We start from the raw sequence: 15,808 nt of genomic DNA, 5'->3' as shown, positions 1-15,808 counted from the left end.
AATATTCACTCAGTTATAATTATTTATAAAATATTACATTATGAAAAAAAATATGTACTTCATACTAATTTGTTTTGTCTCATATTCTATGGCCTATGCACAATACACAGCTATACCAGATAGCAATTTTGAACAAGAGCTAATTAATGACGGAATTGACTCAGAAGGCATTTTAGATAATCGAATTTTAACCTCTGATGCTAATTCATTTACAGGGACCTTAAATGTTGTTAATAAGGGGATTAGTGATTTGACGGGCATTGAGTCCTTTACTAGTATAAGTGGTCTTGATTTTGGTTATAATACGGGGATTAATAATGTTGATTTGACAAGTTGTACTTCTTTATTAACTGTTGATGGTACGGGGTGTTCTAATTTGTCATCAATTAATGTAACCGGTTTAGTCAATATAACTAAATTGAAATTTACTTTTTGTAACTTACAATATTTGGATGTTACAACTAATATTGCGCTCAAAGATTTAAACGTTAGAGGGAATCAAATTCCTAGTTTAGATTTAACTCAAAATGTAGTTATAGATCATGTTGATGTTAAGACAAATCCACTGGTCTTTGCCGATTTACGCAATGGGAACTGCGCAAATATGGTGTTTTATGTTGGCGATTATACACCATGTTTAAAGTGTTTGTTTGTTGATGATTCTTCTGATCCTCATTTATGGGATCATGCATATTGGATTTTTGATGATATAACTCAGCCTGTCTCGGATGAGGCAGAATGCGCTACTTGGCCCGAGATACCTGAAAGCTATTGCTCATCGTTAGGTTTGGAAGAATTAAACAAAGTTGCATTTAACATGTATCCAAACCCAGTAAACGAAGTATTACATGTTGCTGTTAACACAAGCCATGCCGTAATAAATATATGTAGCATTACCGGAAAAGTAGTTCTTACAAAGAACTTGAATCAAACAGATAACTTAATAGATGTTTCAGGGTTAGCTTCTGGAATATATTTGGCAAGATTTGAATCTGATCAAAGAGTCGATACTAAAAAATTAGTTATTAGATAGGTTGTTAATTAAACTCAACAAAAAAGAGCAGTTTGTAAACTGCTCTTTTTTTGTTTTATCGTCTATCTTTCTACAATTTATTTCTTTTTGTTTGCACCATTAATGTACTTTTCTAAAGCCATGGTCATAGATGGTGTTTCTGGGCTTGGAGCAGCAATATCAACTCTTAGTCCTTTTTCTTCAGCAGCTTTAATAGTTGTGTTTCCAAAAACAGCAATTCTTGTGTCTTTTTGTTGAAAATCTGGGAAGTTATGAAATAAAGAATCAATTCCAGATGGGCTAAAGAATACTAATATGTCATAATAAACATTAGCTAAATCAGACAGGTCACTAATAACAGTTTTATAGAAAACAGCCATTTTCCAATTAAGGTTTAGTTCGTTTAAAATTTTAGGAACTTCAGGCTTTAATTTATCAGTAGTAGGCAGTAAAAAGGTCTCGTCTTTGTATTTCTTGATTAAAGGCGAAAGCTCAGCAAAATTACGTTTTCCAACATAAATTTTACGTTTTCTATAAACTACATACTTTTGAAGGTAATAAGCTACAGCTTCCGACTGGCAAAAATATTTCATAGAGTCAGGGACTTTAAAGCGCATTTCTTCTGCTACTCTAAAAAAATGATCTACGGCATTTCTACTGGTTAAAATAATTGCTGAGTAATTGTTTAAATCAACTTTTTGAATTCTTATTTCTTTGGCATCAACTCCTTCGACATGTATAAAAGGTCTAAAGTCTATTTTAACTTTTTGCTTTTCTTGGAGATCAAAGTAGGGCGAATTTTCTATTTTAGGTTCTGGTTGAGACACTAAAATTGTTTTCACTTTCATAGGCTAGTATGTGTTAAACTTTGGTTTCTATAAGAACCTTATATAAAATTACATAAGGCCCAATTTCGAGTGTGCAAAGATATAAAATAAAATAGAAAAAGTCTCTTTTAATTAAATTAAGATTTGATTTGTAAGAAGTAAGCAGGCCTATAATATTTATAAGTAGTAATAAGACAATAGCTATTAGAATTATGGGTTTGCTTGGACTTATGCTATAAAGCAAAATAATATTTATTGGTATTAATACAAGCCCTAAAAAATTCTTGTAACTTGTTTTCTGAAACAGATACCTGTCTAGCAGAGTGTCTATATTAAATAGACTACCTAAGAGCCTTTCTGCAAGTGTTTTAATTAATATAAAAGAACCAACTCCAAGACAGAGTTTTGTAATAAAAGTATAGCTTATTTCTAAAGGTTCAAAAAGCACAGAATAGCTAATAAAACTAAAAATTGCCGTAGAAAAAAGCAAGTTTATAAATAGAAGACTATCAAATAAATCTATGAATCGTTGATCTTTAGAGTAAATTTTTAAGTAACTGGAGTTGATTAAAATAGAAGTAAACTGATTAAATCTTTTCTCAAATAGCAGTTTGGTTACAGCAACAAATACAAGGCTTACTATTATTAAAATAGTGAAAAAATCGTATGAAAATTCAGGACGTAACATTTTGTAAAATTATTATAAAAATTCATACTTGTTTCAAGTTTTTAAGGAATTTTTAAAAAACTATCTCTTTTAAATAGTTTACATTTGTTGAAATTATAAACTTTTCGATGAGCGACACAATTGTCATTATTCCCACCTATAATGAAATTGAGAATATAGAAGCGATTATAAGGGCTGTATTCTCCCAAAACAAGGCATTTAATGTTTTGGTGGTAGACGATAATTCACCTGATTTAACAGGTGGAAAAGTAAAGGAATTACAAGAAGAGTTTAAAGACGAACTATTCCTCTTAGAACGAAAGAAAAAGACAGGTTTAGGAACAGCTTATATTGCCGGATTTAAATGGTGCTTAGAAAAGGACTATAAGTATATTTTTGAAATGGATGCCGATTTCTCGCATGATCCAAACGATTTAATTAAATTATATAATGCTTGCCATGTAAATCATGCAGATGTAGCCATAGGTTCTAGATATATAAAAGGAGTTAATGTTGTTAATTGGCCTATGAGCAGAATTTTGCTCTCGTATTTTGCTTCAAAATATGTAAGGTTTATTACACGAATGAAAATTGAGGATACAACAGCTGGGTTTGTATGCTATAAAAGAGAGGTACTAGAGACAATAAATTTAGATAATATTGAGTTTGTAGGCTATGCCTTTCAAATTGAAATGAAATTTAAAGCTTATCTAAAAAAGTTTAAAATTGTAGAAATACCTGTAATTTTTACAGATAGAAGAAAAGGAAAGTCTAAAATGAGTGGTAGCATTATTTCCGAAGCCATTTTTGGTGTAATTAAAATGAAGTTAAAAAGTATTTTCAATCCGAAATAATTATGAAAACCATACTGATTAAGAACGCAAGAATTGTTAATGAAGGAGAAATTTTTGAAGGCGATATTCTTGTAGAAAATGATATTATAAAGGAAATCTCTAATTCTATAAGTGCTAAATCTTCTAATGTTAAGATAATCGATGCAGAGGGGAATTATGTTATTCCTGGAGTTATTGATGATCAGGTGCATTTTAGAGAGCCAGGATTAACAGAAAAAGCAACTATAGAAACCGAATCTAAAGCAGCTATTGCAGGTGGAATCACGTCATATATAGAGATGCCCAATACCAACCCGCAAACAACGACAATAGAAGCTTTAAACGATAAATTTAAAATTGCTTCAGAAACCTCGTCTGCAAATTACTCGTTTATGTTTGGCGGAACTAACGATAATTTAGATGAAATACTAAAGGTAAATCCAAAAGAAGTTGCCGGGCTAAAATTGTTTTTAGGCTCCTCAACTGGAAATATGTTAGTGGATAATCCAGAGGTTTTAGAAAAAATATTTTCTAGTACAGATATGATTATTTCTGTACACTGCGAAGATGAAGCCACTATCCAAGCTAACTTGGAAAACTATAAAAATGAATATGGAGACGATATTCCAATAAAATTTCATCCTCAAATTAGAAGTGATAAAGCTTGCTATATTTCATCTTCTAAGGCCATTGAGCTGGCTAAGAAAACGGGTGCAAGATTACATGTTTTCCATGTGTCGACAGCCATAGAAACCAAACTGTTTACCAATAAAATTCCGTTAAAAGACAAGAAAATTACTGCAGAAGTCTGTTTGCATCATCTATGGTTTAGCGATGAAGACTACGAAAGTAAAGGAACTTTAATTAAATGGAACCCAGCGGTTAAAACTTCTAAAGACCGAGAGGCTTTATGGAAAGCGCTTTTAGATGGAAGAATAGATGTGCTTGCGACAGATCACGCACCTCATACCATAGCAGAAAAGAATAATGTATATACCAAAGCGCCTTCTGGAGGTCCATTGGTTCAACATGCTTTAGTAGCTATTTTAGAAACTCATCATAAAGGACAAATTTCTTTAGAAAAAGTTGTGGAAAAAATGTGTCATAATCCTGCCATATTATTTGATATTGAAAAACGAGGCTTTATTAAAGAAGGTTATTTTGCCGATTTGGTAATTGTTAACCTCAATCAACCTTGGACAGTAAATAAACAAAATATTTTATATAAATGCGGTTGGTCGCCATTTGAAGGTACTACCTTTAGATCTAGAGTTACCCATACGATATTAAATGGAGAATTGGTTTTTGAAAACTCAAAGGTTATAGCTTCAAAGCAAGGAAGAAGACTAACTTTTAATAGATAAAAGTCTAACAAATGAAAAACTTTATAACCCTTTTAGTGTTGGTTGCTTTTGTATGCTCTTGTTCTAATTTTGAAAAGCGCAAAAAACCGAAGAATTTAATCTCTAAAGAAAAAATGGTAAGTATTTTATTAGATGTATCCATAGTAAACTCAGCTAAGGGACTTAATAAAATAACTTTGGAAAATAATGGTGTTGTTCCAGATCAATATATTTATCAAAAATATAATATAGATAGTCTTCAATTTATTTCAAGTAACGAGTATTATACTTACAACTTAAATGATTACGAGGATATTATAAGCAAAGTTAACGACAGTTTAAAAACGCTTAAAGAAATTTATGATGCTGCTTTAGAAGTAGAAAAAATCGAGGAAAGAAAATTGGATTCTATAAAAAAGACTAAGCGTCCAACAAAAGCACTTATCAATACTAATGTGCTACAGGAGGAAGCGTCGAGTAAAAATTAATGTTCTTTCAGAAATTTTTTGGACACTTCTTCTATGCTTTTGTTTACAGGCTTAAACTGAATATCTAAAAGGGTTTTAATTTTATCACTACTGTAAGTCGTGCTTGTAACTAAAGTATTAGCCAACTGTTTGCTTAGTATCCTTCTTTCTCCTGTTAATTTGCTTTTTAGCCAGTCCATTCTCCATGCTATACTTAAAAGAAAAACTTTCGCTTTCTTTGTAGGTCGTTTTACTTGTAAAGAATTTGCTACTTCTATTATAAAATTTTTGTAAGATTGGTTCTCTGCCACTAAAACAAAACGTTCGTTTTTAGTAGAACTTTCCATAAGTTGAATCATGGAGTTCACTACATCAAATACATCGATATATCCGGTAGTTCCTTCGGTGTAATATGCTAAGCCATTATAGACTTTTTTAAAAATATGTCCGCTCCCATAGTTCCAAATGCCTGGAGCAAGTATAACTCCCGGGTTAACAATTACGGCGTTCAAACCTTCCTGAATACCACGCCAAACTTCCATTTCAGCTCCATATTTTGTAATCCCGTATAGGCTATTGTCGGATTCAGGATTCCAGATGGTGTCTTCATCCACATCTGTATTGTCAAGAGTTTTTCCTAAGGTAGCAATAGAACTTACATAACAGAGTTTTTCAACCTGGCTGGAAGCACAGAGATTAACAATATTAGCTGTTCCCTCAATATTCGTTTTTCGTAATTCGTGATATTTGTTTGGTTCAAAAGAAACAAGAGCAGCACAGTGGTAAACATATTTTACGTTTTTAAAAGCATCTATTAATAGTGGAATGTCTAATAAATCAGCTTGAACCCATTCTATTTTATTAAAGAGTTCTTCAGAATTCTTATTATAGTAAGAAAATATCTTTTTTACGGTAGTTAGTTTTTTTTCATCTCTATAAATAGCTTTTATAGCTTTATTTTTCAATGCCAATTCTAGCAGTAAGTGCGATCCAACCAATCCAGTGCCTCCGGTAACTAATATCATAAAACTAAAGTAAAGAATTATTACTTAAAGAGCCTATAATTATTCATTGATTTTTATCTTTGCCACTTAAAAATTAAAACCTAGAAAAAATGGCTAATAAATTTGTTGAAGAGCTACGTTGGAGAGGTATGGTACAAGATATCATGCCCGGAACTGAAGAGCAATTGAGTAAAGAGAGTACCACAGCGTATATAGGCTTTGATCCAACATCAGACTCCCTTCATATAGGAAGTCTTGTTCCTATTATTTTATTAGTTCATCTGGAAAAAGCAGGTCATAAACCAATGGCTTTGGTTGGAGGTGCTACAGGAATGATTGGAGATCCTTCTGGGAAAAGCGATGAGCGTAATTTGTTAGATGAAGAAGCTTTGAATAAAAATGTTGCTGGTATAAAAAGTGTACTTTCTCGGTTTTTAGACTTCAATTCTAAAACTAAAAACGCTCCTGTTTTAGTTAATAATTACGACTGGATGAAGACTTTCTCCTTTATAGATTTTGCTAGAGATGTTGGAAAGCGTATTACTGTAAATTATATGATGTCTAAAGACTCCGTTAAAAAACGTTTTTCTGGCGAAGAAGGAAGTGTAGGGATGTCGTTTACAGAATTTACTTACCAATTAATTCAGGGTTACGATTTTTATTACTTGCATAAAAACTATAATTGTTTAATGCAAATGGGAGGTAGCGACCAATGGGGTAATATTACTACAGGAACTGAGTTAGTAAGGCGGATGAATGTTGGGGTAGAAGCAAAAGCTTTTGCTATGACTTGCCCATTGATTACGAAAGCTGATGGTTCTAAATTCGGGAAAAGTGAAGGAGGAAATATTTGGTTGGATGCAGATAAAACTTCAGTGTATAAGTTTTACCAATTTTGGTTGAATACTAGCGATGAAGATGCTGAGAAATACATAAAAATATTTACTTTTTTAGATAAAGAAACTATTGAAACCTTAATTGAAGATCATAAACAAACACCACATTTACGTTTGTTACAAAAACGATTAGCTGAGGAGGTAACAACTTTTGTACACTCTAAATCAGATTTTGAAAATGCAGAAAAAGCATCAAACATCCTTTTTAGTAAGTCGTTTAAAGAAGATATTAAAACATTAGACGAAGCTACTTTTTTAGATGTTTTTGAAGGCGTGCCACAAGCTAAAATATCTCAAGCAGATTTAAAAGAAGGAATAGATATGATAGCTGCTTTATCGGCAAAAACAAGTTTCTTAAACTCCAATAGCGAAGCTAGACGAGCATTAAAAGAAAATGCTATATCTGTAAACAAAGAGAAAGTAGATGAGTCTTATAATTTAACAACCGATGACTTAATAAACAATAAATATATTATTCTTAATAAAGGGAAGAAAAACACCTATATAATTAAAGCGATTTAAATAACAACGTCCCGATTTTTTCGGGACGTTGTTATTTATTACAATAACTTAATAAAAATTTAGTTTTTTAATAGCAATGTTGACAGCTGTTATGCAATTATAGAGCCATTAAATTACAACCTCTAATATCTGAGTTGTCAAATCTCCCAATTATCTCAAAAGTACCATCCTTATAAACACGACCTAAGTCTTGAGTAGCTATAAACGAGCAGGAATATACATTGGCTAAATCTATAATATTAATGCCTCCCGTTTTATTGTTTTTTAAAATACTTAAGGCATCTTCGGTATCTCTAGCAAATACTTTCATGCTTTTAGAGCATTCAAAAATTCCTTTGCCTGTCGAGTAAGCTTGACTTAACAGCTCCGTCATGCCATATTCGCTATGAATATGCTCAATACCAAAACCACTTTTTAAAATATCATGTAGTTCGTCTCTTATCAGCTCTTTTCTTCTTCCTTTCATACCTCCAGTTTCCATTACAATTGTGTTTTTTAACTGAAATTGGTAGCTTTCCACTAAATCTAAAAGAGCAAAGCTAACCCCTATTAATAGTATCTTTTCATCCTGGGCTTCCAATTGAAGGAGTGTGTCTTTTAACTCTGAAAGGTTGTCTAAATAAAATCCACTTTTAGGCTTTTTAGATTGTTTGATTAAAGCATCGACCATGTAAATTAAAGAAGAACCATCGCGCTCTAAATAACTAGGTAGTAAAGCCAGAATGGTGTAGTCTTCTACGCTTCCATAAAACTGGTTAAAGCCTAAATTGAAACTAGTTTCGTAGATGCTTAAATCTGTAATAAGGTGTTTACTAGTTATGCTTCCTGTTGTTCCAGAGCTTGAAAATGTTTTTTCAATAGTTTTTTTGGAGCTAAGTATGTCATGACTTTTAAAAAATTCTATAGGAAGAAATGGAATGTCTTCTATAGAGTTAATATCACTTGGATTTTTATAAAGTAAATCGCAAAAGGAGCGATATACAGCATTATGTTCAAACTGAAATTTGAAGACCTGAAAAGCTGTTTTTTCAAAGTCCTTTTCATTTTTAATATTAAATATATCTGCTGTGTTTATCATATAAAATTCAGTCTACTTGCAAAAGTATGTAAAATAAAAAAGCGTTACCAATTTTGATAACGCTTTTAAAATGTCTTAATAAATTTAGACTTATTTAATCACTAATTTCTTAGTAGTTGATTGTCCGTTTTGAGAAATTTTTAAGATGTAAACTCCAGTATTTAATGTAGAAACATTAAGTTTATTATTGTTTACAGTGCTATTTAAAACTTGTTTCCCAAGGATGTCGAATACAGTTACTTGAATTACTTCGTTAGTTTTACTAGAAATGTTTACAAAACCATTAGAAACAGGGTTTGGATAAACGTTAAAGCTAGCTAACTCATAAGAGCTTGTAGATAACACAAAATCATCTAAAGAACGAGCACTAATTTGAGCAACACCGTTATACTCTCCAACAATACCAGTTATAGGAATTTGTCCTGAAGGAATTGTTCCACCTACATAATCAGCTTCGTTAAAAGGTCTAAAGGTTAATGGACCACCTGATGGATCTGATATGTCATAATTTGTATAGCCATCGAATGTACCACCAGCATCAGCAAAAGTAGCATATTCTATTTGTACTAATTCAGATTGGTAAGGTGCTGGTCCAGCTAATAAGTCAGTAACAGTAACTATTTCTGGTGTAATTGTTTCCCCAGAAACTACAGAGGCATCAGTAGAAGGGATGAATTGTAAAACGTTATTAAACTCTCCTAATTCTCCTACAAGGCCACTCATTCCATCACCAATAGCGAAAGTTGTAGTAATGGCACCAGCAGTATCATCTATAAGAATAGCAGAACCACTGCTATCTTGAATGTATTTTGCATTTCTGCTCGTTCTTGTATAGGTTACAGTTGGTGAATTCATTAATTGGTAAAAATCTCCAACAGTACCAGCTCTTAACTCCGTTAAATTTGCAACTTGAGTTGGAACTATAACTTCAAAAGTAACAGAAGTAGTAACTGCAGGATTTAATGGTTGGTGAGAATCATCTACTAACTCTACATTTAGAGTGTGAGGTCCAGCAGATAATCCAGTTAAACTAATTGGATCTGTATCGTATTTCATTACAGCAGTCCCGCCATCTAGTGTATAATGGATATGTCCATCTGCACCAGTTCCAGGATTTCCAACTACAAAGTTTTGAACGCTAAGTTCTACATCAACATCAGAACTAGGAATAATTGCTCCGTTTGCTGGAGATGTTACACCTAAAGTTGGTACAGCACCAGCTTCTTGGAATAAAGAAAAATCATCCCAATAAACTACAGCACCTGAATAAGTTCTAACTTCAAAATAAAACTCGTTAGCAGTGGCTGGGGCAGTAACTGTTACCGAATATTCGGTCCAAACATTTCCATTATTATCGAAATAACCTCCAGGTCCTACGCCTTGGAGTACATCAGCGTCAGTTGTATGATCATTAGAGCCGTCAGTAGCCCATTTAGACCATATTCTAGCGTCTGTTCCGTCACCAGACTCCACTTTATACCATACCGTTACAGTATAAGAGTTTCCAGGAACAATACCAGTAACTCTTTGTCCCAAGTCTTTAGTTCCACCAGTACTAGATTGTTTTACAGAATAGCTGCCAGAATGTACCTCAGTAGCTTCTTGCTCTACATTTTCTACATGCGTCCAGCCTGTAGGAGTCGTTGCATCATCCCAAGACTCAAAGGTTCCATTAACTAGTAGCTCTTGTCCAAAAGAGAACGAAACTGTTAAAAAAGTGAATAATAATAAGTAAATTTTTTTCATAATTAATTATTTAAATAAGATTAATAGGATAACAAATATAGGGATTTATTGACAAATAAAAGTCCTAAATAACGATTAGTCAGCTAATTTACAATATGATAACTTTTAGGATATAATTACCTAATAACAAGCTTTCTAGTTGAGGAAATATTGTTTTCGGTAATCTTTATAATATAAACACCTGCATTGAGTTTAGAAACATTCAATTCGTTTTCTAATAGAGTAGCGCTTAGAATGTTCTTACCTAAAACATTGTAGATTTCAATGTGCTTTTCTGCATTGTGTTTAGAGGTAATATATAGTTTGCCTTGGCTTACAGGGTTCGGGAAAATAGAAAGTTCTTCTATGTCTGAAGTGTTTTGTAGTACTAAGTTGTTAGTTTGACTAAAACCATTTAAGCTAAAAAACAAACCTACAGCTAGTGAAAGTATTAATAAGTATTGCTTTTTCATAAAATTGAGTTTAAATAAAGTTACTAAATTTAATTCAAAAAACGTACCAAAAATTGTTAAACATGGTGTTTTAAATGTTAAACTAATGTAAGCACTTTATTATCTAATTGTTATTTGTTTTTTTGAATAAGCTATCTAATAATGAATAATAGTATCTTTACATTTAATATGGAAAAACATATGGTATGAATGAAAAGGATATTAAAATTCTTTTAGTAGACGATGAGCCTGATATTTTAGAAATTGTTGGATATAATTTGTCTAATGAAGGTTATCAAATAATTACAGCTAATAATGGAGTGAAAGCTGTTAAAAAAGCAAAAAAAGAAAAGCCCCAATTGATTATTCTAGATGTTATGATGCCAGAAATGGATGGCATTGAAGCCTGCGAAAACATCCGGAAAATTCCAGAATTAAATAATACTATTATTACCTTCTTAACCGCTCGAGGTGAAGACTACTCGCAAGTTGCCGGATTTGATGCTGGTGCAGACGACTATATTACGAAACCCATTAAACCTAAATTATTAATTAGTAAAGTAAAATCCTTACTAAGACGCTTAAAAGAAGAGGAAGTAGAAGAGCCTGTTGTAAAAATTGGGCATTTAGTTATTGACAGAGAAGCCTATAAAGTAACCTTAAATAATGAGGATATAGTTCTTCCAAGAAAAGAATTTGAATTATTATCTTTATTAACATCCAAACCAGGAAAAGTTTTTAAACGAGAAGAAATTTTAGATAAAGTTTGGGGTAACGAAGTTGTTGTAGGTGGTAGAACAATAGATGTACATATAAGAAAACTGCGTGAAAAAATTGGAAACCATTCTTTTAAAACAGTAAAAGGAGTTGGTTACAAGTTTAAAGACTAATGCGAAATATTAAAAAAACATATAAATTCGCCATTAAAACGGCGTTCTATATTACGTTTTCAACAACACTCCTTTTGGGTGTTTTTTTGTTCTTTGTGGGAGATTTAACCGCATATATTCTTTTGTATAGTATTGTTTGTTATGCAATTTGTTTTTTTATTATTCAATACCGTGCAGAACGATTTATCTACAGACGCGTAAAAAAAATCTATGACGACTTAACCTTGCTGGAGTCTGCATCCCTAGGGTCTAAACCTATTACCACAGATATGGCAACACTTACAAGAGAAATAGATAAGTATGCTAGAGATAAGAAACTGGAAATAGAAAGCCTTAAAATAATTGAAGAATACAGAAAAGAATTTATTGGCAATGTCTCACACGAATTAAAAACACCTTTATTTACCGTGCAAGGTTATTTGTTAACCTTAGCTGATGGTGCAATAAACGATGAGAATATTCGAGAAAAATATTTACAAAGAGCAAATAAAGGGGTGGAAAGGCTTATTTATATTGTAAAAGATTTGGATATGATTACCAAATTAGAGGTAGGAGATTTAAGGCTAAGTATTACAACCTTCGATATTGTAGAGGTAATTAAAAATGTTTTCGATTTATTAGAAATGAAGGCTGCCAAGAAAAAGATAACCTTAATTTTCGATGTAGATTATAAACAACCTATCATGGTAAATGCAGATATAGAGCGCATTCAGCAGGTGTTAACTAATTTGGTGGTTAACTCTATTAAATACGGAAGAGAAAAAGGAACGACGGAAATTAGTATTGAAAACTTAATTAAAAATAAGGTAATTGTTCGTGTAACAGATAATGGAGAAGGTATTTCGGGAAGTAATTTATCTCGGGTTTTTGAACGCTTTTATAGAGTAGATAAAAGTGGCTCTAGAAAGGAAGGGGGATCGGGATTGGGCTTGTCTATAGTAAAACACATTATAGAGGCTCACGACGAAAAAATTTATATAGAAAGCGAGCTGGGTGTAGGAAGTGAATTCTCATTTAGTATGGAAAAGGCTGAATAGATCGTTAAAATTTGTAGTTTCTTCAAATTTCCTCAATCCTTTATATTCTTTGGTTTTTTCTAGTTTAGCTAGGCTAAATTCATCTTGTTTGCAACTTGGTACTAATCTGGCATTATCCAGTCTTTCAGCTAAATATTCTTGCTCAAACTGCCCGGGAGTAGGAATAAAAAATGCTGATTTTTCCAATTTTGCCAAATCCATAATAGTCGTATATCCAGATCTAGAAATAATAAGCTTACTTTCGTTTAACGCTTTTTCTAAGCGTTTGCTTGTCATAAAATTATATACAGTTAAATTCTCTGTTTCTTGAATCGATTCGAGCTCTTCAACCACTCCTCTCACAAATAGGACGTTTCCGGAAAAATATTTTAATTCTTTTAGCAATTTTTCTTCAAGCATACTTCGTTGAGGCTCAGGACCAGAAAGCAAAACCATAATGTCGTTTTTGATGTCACTTTCTCTTTTTGAAAACCGACTTAAAACTCCCGTATATTTAATAGGAATATCTTTAAAATATATGTGACCAAGCTTTCCACTAAGATTTGGTGTGTTTTCTAAATCTGGCACCCAGCATTCGTCAAAATTCCTAATAAAACTCTCATGCAGTTTGCTACTTAACCATGTGCTATTTCCACTTAAAACTTGTAACTGATGTGTTATAAAAACAGAGGGAATATCTTTATGATAAACACCAAATCTGTTGTCTGAGATAATTCCATCAATATCATTATTTTTAACCAACTTTTCAACAAGTTTTTTTTCAGTACTAATAGCTTTAAGAATTTTTGGAGTTTGTTGAAGTAGTTTTAGTTTTAAAAGATGCTTGTTTTTAGGGTAGCTAATATCATACGAAGGAAGACTTATAAACTTTAAATTCTGAAATTCTTTTTTTAAGAGATCAAGTGCCATGCCATCGCTAGCAATTATTGGAGTAAAATTGTGTTCAATTAAGGCGTGAATAATAGGGATACACCTTGTGGCGTGACCCAATCCCCAATTTAAAGGCGCTACTAAAATTTGTTTGCTCATGTATATAAAAACAAAGATAAGAATATTCCCCTTGCATATATTTCCGTAATTTTGTCGAATTATATTTTAATAGAAAAAAAATCAGTGGGAAGTAAAAATAAATTAAAACGTTTTAACGAAAATGAAACCTTTGCTAATGTGTTTCAGCCATCAAGAGATGAATTAGTAAATGGTCAATTCAATTTAAAAGGTAATTGGAATCAGGCTTTTTTTAAAAATAATAACCCTTTGATTTTAGAGTTAGGTTGTGGAAAGGGTGAATATTCTGTGGCTTTAGCTAGAAAATATCCGAACAAGAATTTTGTTGGAATCGATATTAAAGGTGCTAGATTTTGGAGAGGTGCAAAAACCGCTCTCGAAGAAAACCTACCAAACGTAGCTTTTTTACGTACGCAAATTGAATTAATCGATCATGCTTTTGCAGCTAATGAGGTGGACGAAATTTGGATAACTTTCCCAGATCCTCAAATAAAATATAAGCGTACTAAACACAGAATGACCAATTCAGAGTTCTTAAAACGCTACAAAACTATTTTAAAAGAAGATGGCGTTGTTAATCTTAAAACCGACAGCGAGTTTATGCATGGTTATACCTTGGGTTTACTTCATGGTGCGGGTCACGAAGTGCTTTATGCTAACCATAATGTATATAAGCAAGAGGGAAGTCCAGAAGATGTAACTAGTATTCAAACCTTTTATGAAAACCAATACTTAGAACAAAACAAACCAATTACGTATATTCGGTTTAAAATAAAAAATTAGTGGATTTAGCTCTTGTATTATTTCTCGGTTTTTTGGCGACTTTTACAGCTACCATGCCTCCAGGTTTGATAAACATAACAGCTGCAAAAATTAGCCTTAAAGAAGGTCTTAACAGAGGAGTTATGTTTGCCTTAGGAGCCTGTACTATCGTTGTCTTTCAATCGTTAATTGCCACTATTTTTGCACGTTATTTAAGCAATCACCCAGATGTTATTGGGGTTTTACGTACTGTGGCTTTAGTTATTTTTGCGTTGCTTAGTATTTACTTTTTATTTATAGCTAAAAGTTCCGATGTAAAAAATCAAGAGGTTGACTCTAGAAGTAAGACCAAACGCTTTTTTCATGGTATGTTTCTTTCAGCAATCAATTTTTTTCCAATTCCGTACCAGGCTTATATAGCTGTTACAATAGCCTCTTTTGGAATTTTAGAATTCGATAATTTCGGTATTGGAGCCTTTGTAATTGGTTGTACTTTAGGTACTTTTTTTGCTTTGTATTTATATATTCGTTTTTTCGAAAAGATAAAAGATCACAAAATAGCATCGCAAAAAAGCATGAATTATTTAATAGGTATTATTACAGGTGTAGTGGCAATAATTACTCTTATTAATATTTTAAAAGATCTATATGAAGCCTGAAACGTTAAGTTTTTTTGACAAGGTATATGCTGTTGCACGTCAAATACCTTTTGGCCGTGTTACAAGTTATGGGGCAATAGCTATATATCTTGGAGCAGCAAAAAGTGCTAGAATGGTTGGATATGCTATGAATGGGTCTCATAGTAAAGATGTTCCAGCACATCGGGTAGTTAATAGAAAAGGCTTATTAACTGGGAAATATCATTTTGAGGGTACAAACTTAATGCTGCAATTGCTGGAAAATGAAGGTATTGAAGTTATAGATAACCAAATTCAGAATTTTGAAGCTAAATTCTGGGATCCATCTAAAGAACTGTAAGTTCTTTTAAACTTTCCAAGAATTTCATTTTCACTGTTACTAACCAAAATTCAATGACAATTCTTTAAATTGTGAAAACAATTTCTAATTGTGGCTTCTAAAAATTTAGAGTTTTTTCTTATGTTAATTAGAAGTCAAGAACGAGGTGTTTCGTTCTAATATTTTAATTATCATTTTCAATTAATCTATTTCAAATTCTAAACAATTCGCTGTATATTTGCATTTTAGAATGATTCTTAATAACTAGAAGAAAGCTAAATTGAAATAGGATAAAAATGTCTAGCTTAAAAACATTTATTTCGTTTGT

General features: G+C 32.1%; 17 protein-coding genes. 10 read left to right on the top strand and 7 right to left on the bottom strand.

All coding sequences use genetic code 11. The features are described 5' to 3' along the window. Positions 1 to 40 precede the first annotated feature (40 nt). Positions 41 to 1,033 (top strand): T9SS type A sorting domain-containing protein, encoded by a 993-nt coding sequence (locus OS188_RS03495; protein WP_267147431.1) that lies wholly within the window; start codon positions 41 to 43, stop codon positions 1,031 to 1,033. Between the two features lie 77 nt (positions 1,034 to 1,110). Here OS188_RS03495 and OS188_RS03490 read toward each other — a convergent pair whose 3' ends face one another. Together OS188_RS03490 and OS188_RS03485 are read right to left on the bottom strand one after the other, a co-directional pair. Next, positions 1,111 to 1,860 carry a uroporphyrinogen-III synthase gene (locus OS188_RS03490; RefSeq protein WP_267147430.1) on the bottom strand — a complete coding sequence of 250 codons (750 nt, stop codon included), beginning with the start codon at positions 1,858 to 1,860 and terminating at the stop codon, positions 1,111 to 1,113. Positions 1,861 to 1,873: 13 nt separating this feature from the next. Next, a complete protein-coding gene (locus tag OS188_RS03485; RefSeq protein WP_267147429.1) occupies positions 1,874 to 2,527 on the bottom strand; it encodes a DUF4271 domain-containing protein in 654 nt (217 codons plus the stop codon). Between the two features lie 107 nt (positions 2,528 to 2,634). On the opposite strand from OS188_RS03485, the gene OS188_RS03480 reads away from it, so the two are divergent. Genes OS188_RS03480 through OS188_RS03470 form a run of 3 tightly spaced genes read left to right on the top strand, consistent with a single transcriptional unit; the run spans position 2,635 to position 5,170 of the window. Then, positions 2,635 to 3,360 (top strand): polyprenol monophosphomannose synthase, encoded by a 726-nt coding sequence (locus OS188_RS03480; protein WP_267147428.1) that lies wholly within the window; start codon positions 2,635 to 2,637, stop codon positions 3,358 to 3,360. A gap of 2 nt (positions 3,361 to 3,362) precedes the next feature. Continuing rightward, a complete protein-coding gene (locus tag OS188_RS03475; RefSeq protein ID WP_267147427.1) occupies positions 3,363 to 4,703 on the top strand; it encodes a dihydroorotase in 1,341 nt (446 codons plus the stop codon). A gap of 11 nt (positions 4,704 to 4,714) precedes the next feature. Then, positions 4,715 to 5,170: a DUF4296 domain-containing protein gene (locus tag OS188_RS03470; RefSeq protein WP_267147426.1), complete on the top strand. Its 456-nt coding sequence runs from the start codon at positions 4,715 to 4,717 to the stop codon at positions 5,168 to 5,170. On the opposite strand, the gene OS188_RS03465 is transcribed toward OS188_RS03470, so the two are convergent. Continuing rightward, the gene (locus OS188_RS03465; protein WP_267147425.1) at positions 5,167 to 6,174 is read right to left on the bottom strand and encodes an NAD-dependent epimerase/dehydratase family protein; all 1,008 of its coding nucleotides are present in this window, start codon (positions 6,172 to 6,174) and stop codon (positions 5,167 to 5,169) included. The genes OS188_RS03470 and OS188_RS03465 overlap by 4 nt on opposite strands. Before the next feature lie 89 nt (positions 6,175 to 6,263). Between OS188_RS03465 and tyrS the strand changes: the two genes are divergently transcribed. Continuing rightward, positions 6,264 to 7,571: a tyrosine--tRNA ligase gene (gene tyrS, locus OS188_RS03460; protein ID WP_267147424.1), complete on the top strand. Its 1,308-nt coding sequence runs from the start codon at positions 6,264 to 6,266 to the stop codon at positions 7,569 to 7,571. A gap of 97 nt (positions 7,572 to 7,668) precedes the next feature. On the opposite strand, the gene OS188_RS03455 is transcribed toward tyrS, so the two are convergent. From OS188_RS03455 to OS188_RS03445, 3 genes are all read right to left on the bottom strand, one after another. Beyond that, positions 7,669 to 8,649, bottom strand: coding sequence for a LuxE/PaaK family acyltransferase (locus tag OS188_RS03455; protein WP_267147423.1), 981 nt, complete (start codon positions 8,647 to 8,649; stop codon positions 7,669 to 7,671). A gap of 90 nt (positions 8,650 to 8,739) precedes the next feature. Further along, positions 8,740 to 10,395 carry a T9SS type A sorting domain-containing protein gene (locus OS188_RS03450; protein ID WP_267147422.1) on the bottom strand — a complete coding sequence of 552 codons (1,656 nt, stop codon included), beginning with the start codon at positions 10,393 to 10,395 and terminating at the stop codon, positions 8,740 to 8,742. A gap of 116 nt (positions 10,396 to 10,511) precedes the next feature. Then, the gene (locus OS188_RS03445; protein WP_267147421.1) at positions 10,512 to 10,847 is read right to left on the bottom strand and encodes a T9SS type A sorting domain-containing protein; all 336 of its coding nucleotides are present in this window, start codon (positions 10,845 to 10,847) and stop codon (positions 10,512 to 10,514) included. A 185-nt stretch (positions 10,848 to 11,032) separates the two neighbouring features. Between OS188_RS03445 and OS188_RS03440 the strand changes: the two genes are divergently transcribed. After that, positions 11,033 to 11,716: a response regulator transcription factor gene (locus OS188_RS03440; RefSeq protein ID WP_267147420.1), complete on the top strand. Its 684-nt coding sequence runs from the start codon at positions 11,033 to 11,035 to the stop codon at positions 11,714 to 11,716. Then, positions 11,716 to 12,753: a sensor histidine kinase gene (locus OS188_RS03435; RefSeq protein WP_267147419.1), complete on the top strand. Its 1,038-nt coding sequence runs from the start codon at positions 11,716 to 11,718 to the stop codon at positions 12,751 to 12,753. Before OS188_RS03440 ends, OS188_RS03435 begins: the two co-directional genes overlap by 1 nt. On the opposite strand, the gene OS188_RS03430 is transcribed toward OS188_RS03435, so the two are convergent. Continuing rightward, positions 12,727 to 13,782 (bottom strand): glycosyltransferase, encoded by a 1,056-nt coding sequence (locus tag OS188_RS03430; RefSeq protein WP_267147418.1) that lies wholly within the window; start codon positions 13,780 to 13,782, stop codon positions 12,727 to 12,729. The genes OS188_RS03435 and OS188_RS03430 overlap by 27 nt on opposite strands. 84 nt (positions 13,783 to 13,866) lie before the next feature. On the opposite strand from OS188_RS03430, the gene trmB reads away from it, so the two are divergent. The 3 genes from trmB to OS188_RS03415 are packed head-to-tail and all read left to right on the top strand — an operon-like array spanning position 13,867 to position 15,501. Further along, positions 13,867 to 14,544, top strand: coding sequence for a tRNA (guanosine(46)-N7)-methyltransferase TrmB (gene trmB / locus OS188_RS03425; protein ID WP_267147417.1), 678 nt, complete (start codon positions 13,867 to 13,869; stop codon positions 14,542 to 14,544). Then, entirely contained in the window at positions 14,544 to 15,182 is a 639-nt protein-coding gene (locus OS188_RS03420; protein WP_267147416.1) for a LysE family transporter, read from the top strand. Before trmB ends, OS188_RS03420 begins: the two co-directional genes overlap by 1 nt. After that, positions 15,172 to 15,501 carry an MGMT family protein gene (locus OS188_RS03415; RefSeq protein WP_267147415.1) on the top strand — a complete coding sequence of 110 codons (330 nt, stop codon included), beginning with the start codon at positions 15,172 to 15,174 and terminating at the stop codon, positions 15,499 to 15,501. The genes OS188_RS03420 and OS188_RS03415 overlap by 11 nt, the downstream gene beginning before the upstream one ends. Positions 15,502 to 15,808 lie beyond the last annotated feature (307 nt).

The sequence above is a fragment of the Xanthomarina sp. F1114 genome (assembly GCF_026410255.1).
GTDB lineage: Bacteria > Bacteroidota > Bacteroidia > Flavobacteriales > Flavobacteriaceae > Xanthomarina.
The sequence above is the reverse complement of the archived record's forward strand: the minus strand, read 5'-3'. Positions and strand labels throughout refer to the sequence as shown.

Bases quoted from the DNA above. Each gene is read 5' to 3' on its own strand.
- OS188_RS03430 (WP_267147418.1), bottom strand. From the start codon at position 13,782: ATGAGCAAACAAATTTTAGTAGCGCCTTTAAATTGGGGATTGGGTCAC.
- OS188_RS03435 (WP_267147419.1), top strand. From the start codon at position 11,716: ATGCGAAATATTAAAAAAACATATAAATTCGCCATTAAAACGGCGTTC.
- OS188_RS03465 (WP_267147425.1), bottom strand. From the start codon at position 6,174: ATGATATTAGTTACCGGAGGCACTGGATTGGTTGGATCGCACTTACTG.
- OS188_RS03440 (WP_267147420.1), top strand. From the start codon at position 11,033: ATGAATGAAAAGGATATTAAAATTCTTTTAGTAGACGATGAGCCTGAT.
- OS188_RS03475 (WP_267147427.1), top strand. From the start codon at position 3,363: ATGAAAACCATACTGATTAAGAACGCAAGAATTGTTAATGAAGGAGAA.
- OS188_RS03490 (WP_267147430.1), bottom strand. From the start codon at position 1,860: ATGAAAGTGAAAACAATTTTAGTGTCTCAACCAGAACCTAAAATAGAA.
- OS188_RS03445 (WP_267147421.1), bottom strand. From the start codon at position 10,847: ATGAAAAAGCAATACTTATTAATACTTTCACTAGCTGTAGGTTTGTTT.
- tyrS (WP_267147424.1), top strand. From the start codon at position 6,264: ATGGCTAATAAATTTGTTGAAGAGCTACGTTGGAGAGGTATGGTACAA.
- OS188_RS03455 (WP_267147423.1), bottom strand. From the start codon at position 8,649: ATGATAAACACAGCAGATATATTTAATATTAAAAATGAAAAGGACTTT.
- OS188_RS03485 (WP_267147429.1), bottom strand. From the start codon at position 2,527: ATGTTACGTCCTGAATTTTCATACGATTTTTTCACTATTTTAATAATA.
- OS188_RS03415 (WP_267147415.1), top strand. From the start codon at position 15,172: ATGAAGCCTGAAACGTTAAGTTTTTTTGACAAGGTATATGCTGTTGCA.
- OS188_RS03470 (WP_267147426.1), top strand. From the start codon at position 4,715: ATGAAAAACTTTATAACCCTTTTAGTGTTGGTTGCTTTTGTATGCTCT.
- OS188_RS03495 (WP_267147431.1), top strand. From the start codon at position 41: ATGAAAAAAAATATGTACTTCATACTAATTTGTTTTGTCTCATATTCT.
- OS188_RS03450 (WP_267147422.1), bottom strand. From the start codon at position 10,395: ATGAAAAAAATTTACTTATTATTATTCACTTTTTTAACAGTTTCGTTC.
- OS188_RS03480 (WP_267147428.1), top strand. From the start codon at position 2,635: ATGAGCGACACAATTGTCATTATTCCCACCTATAATGAAATTGAGAAT.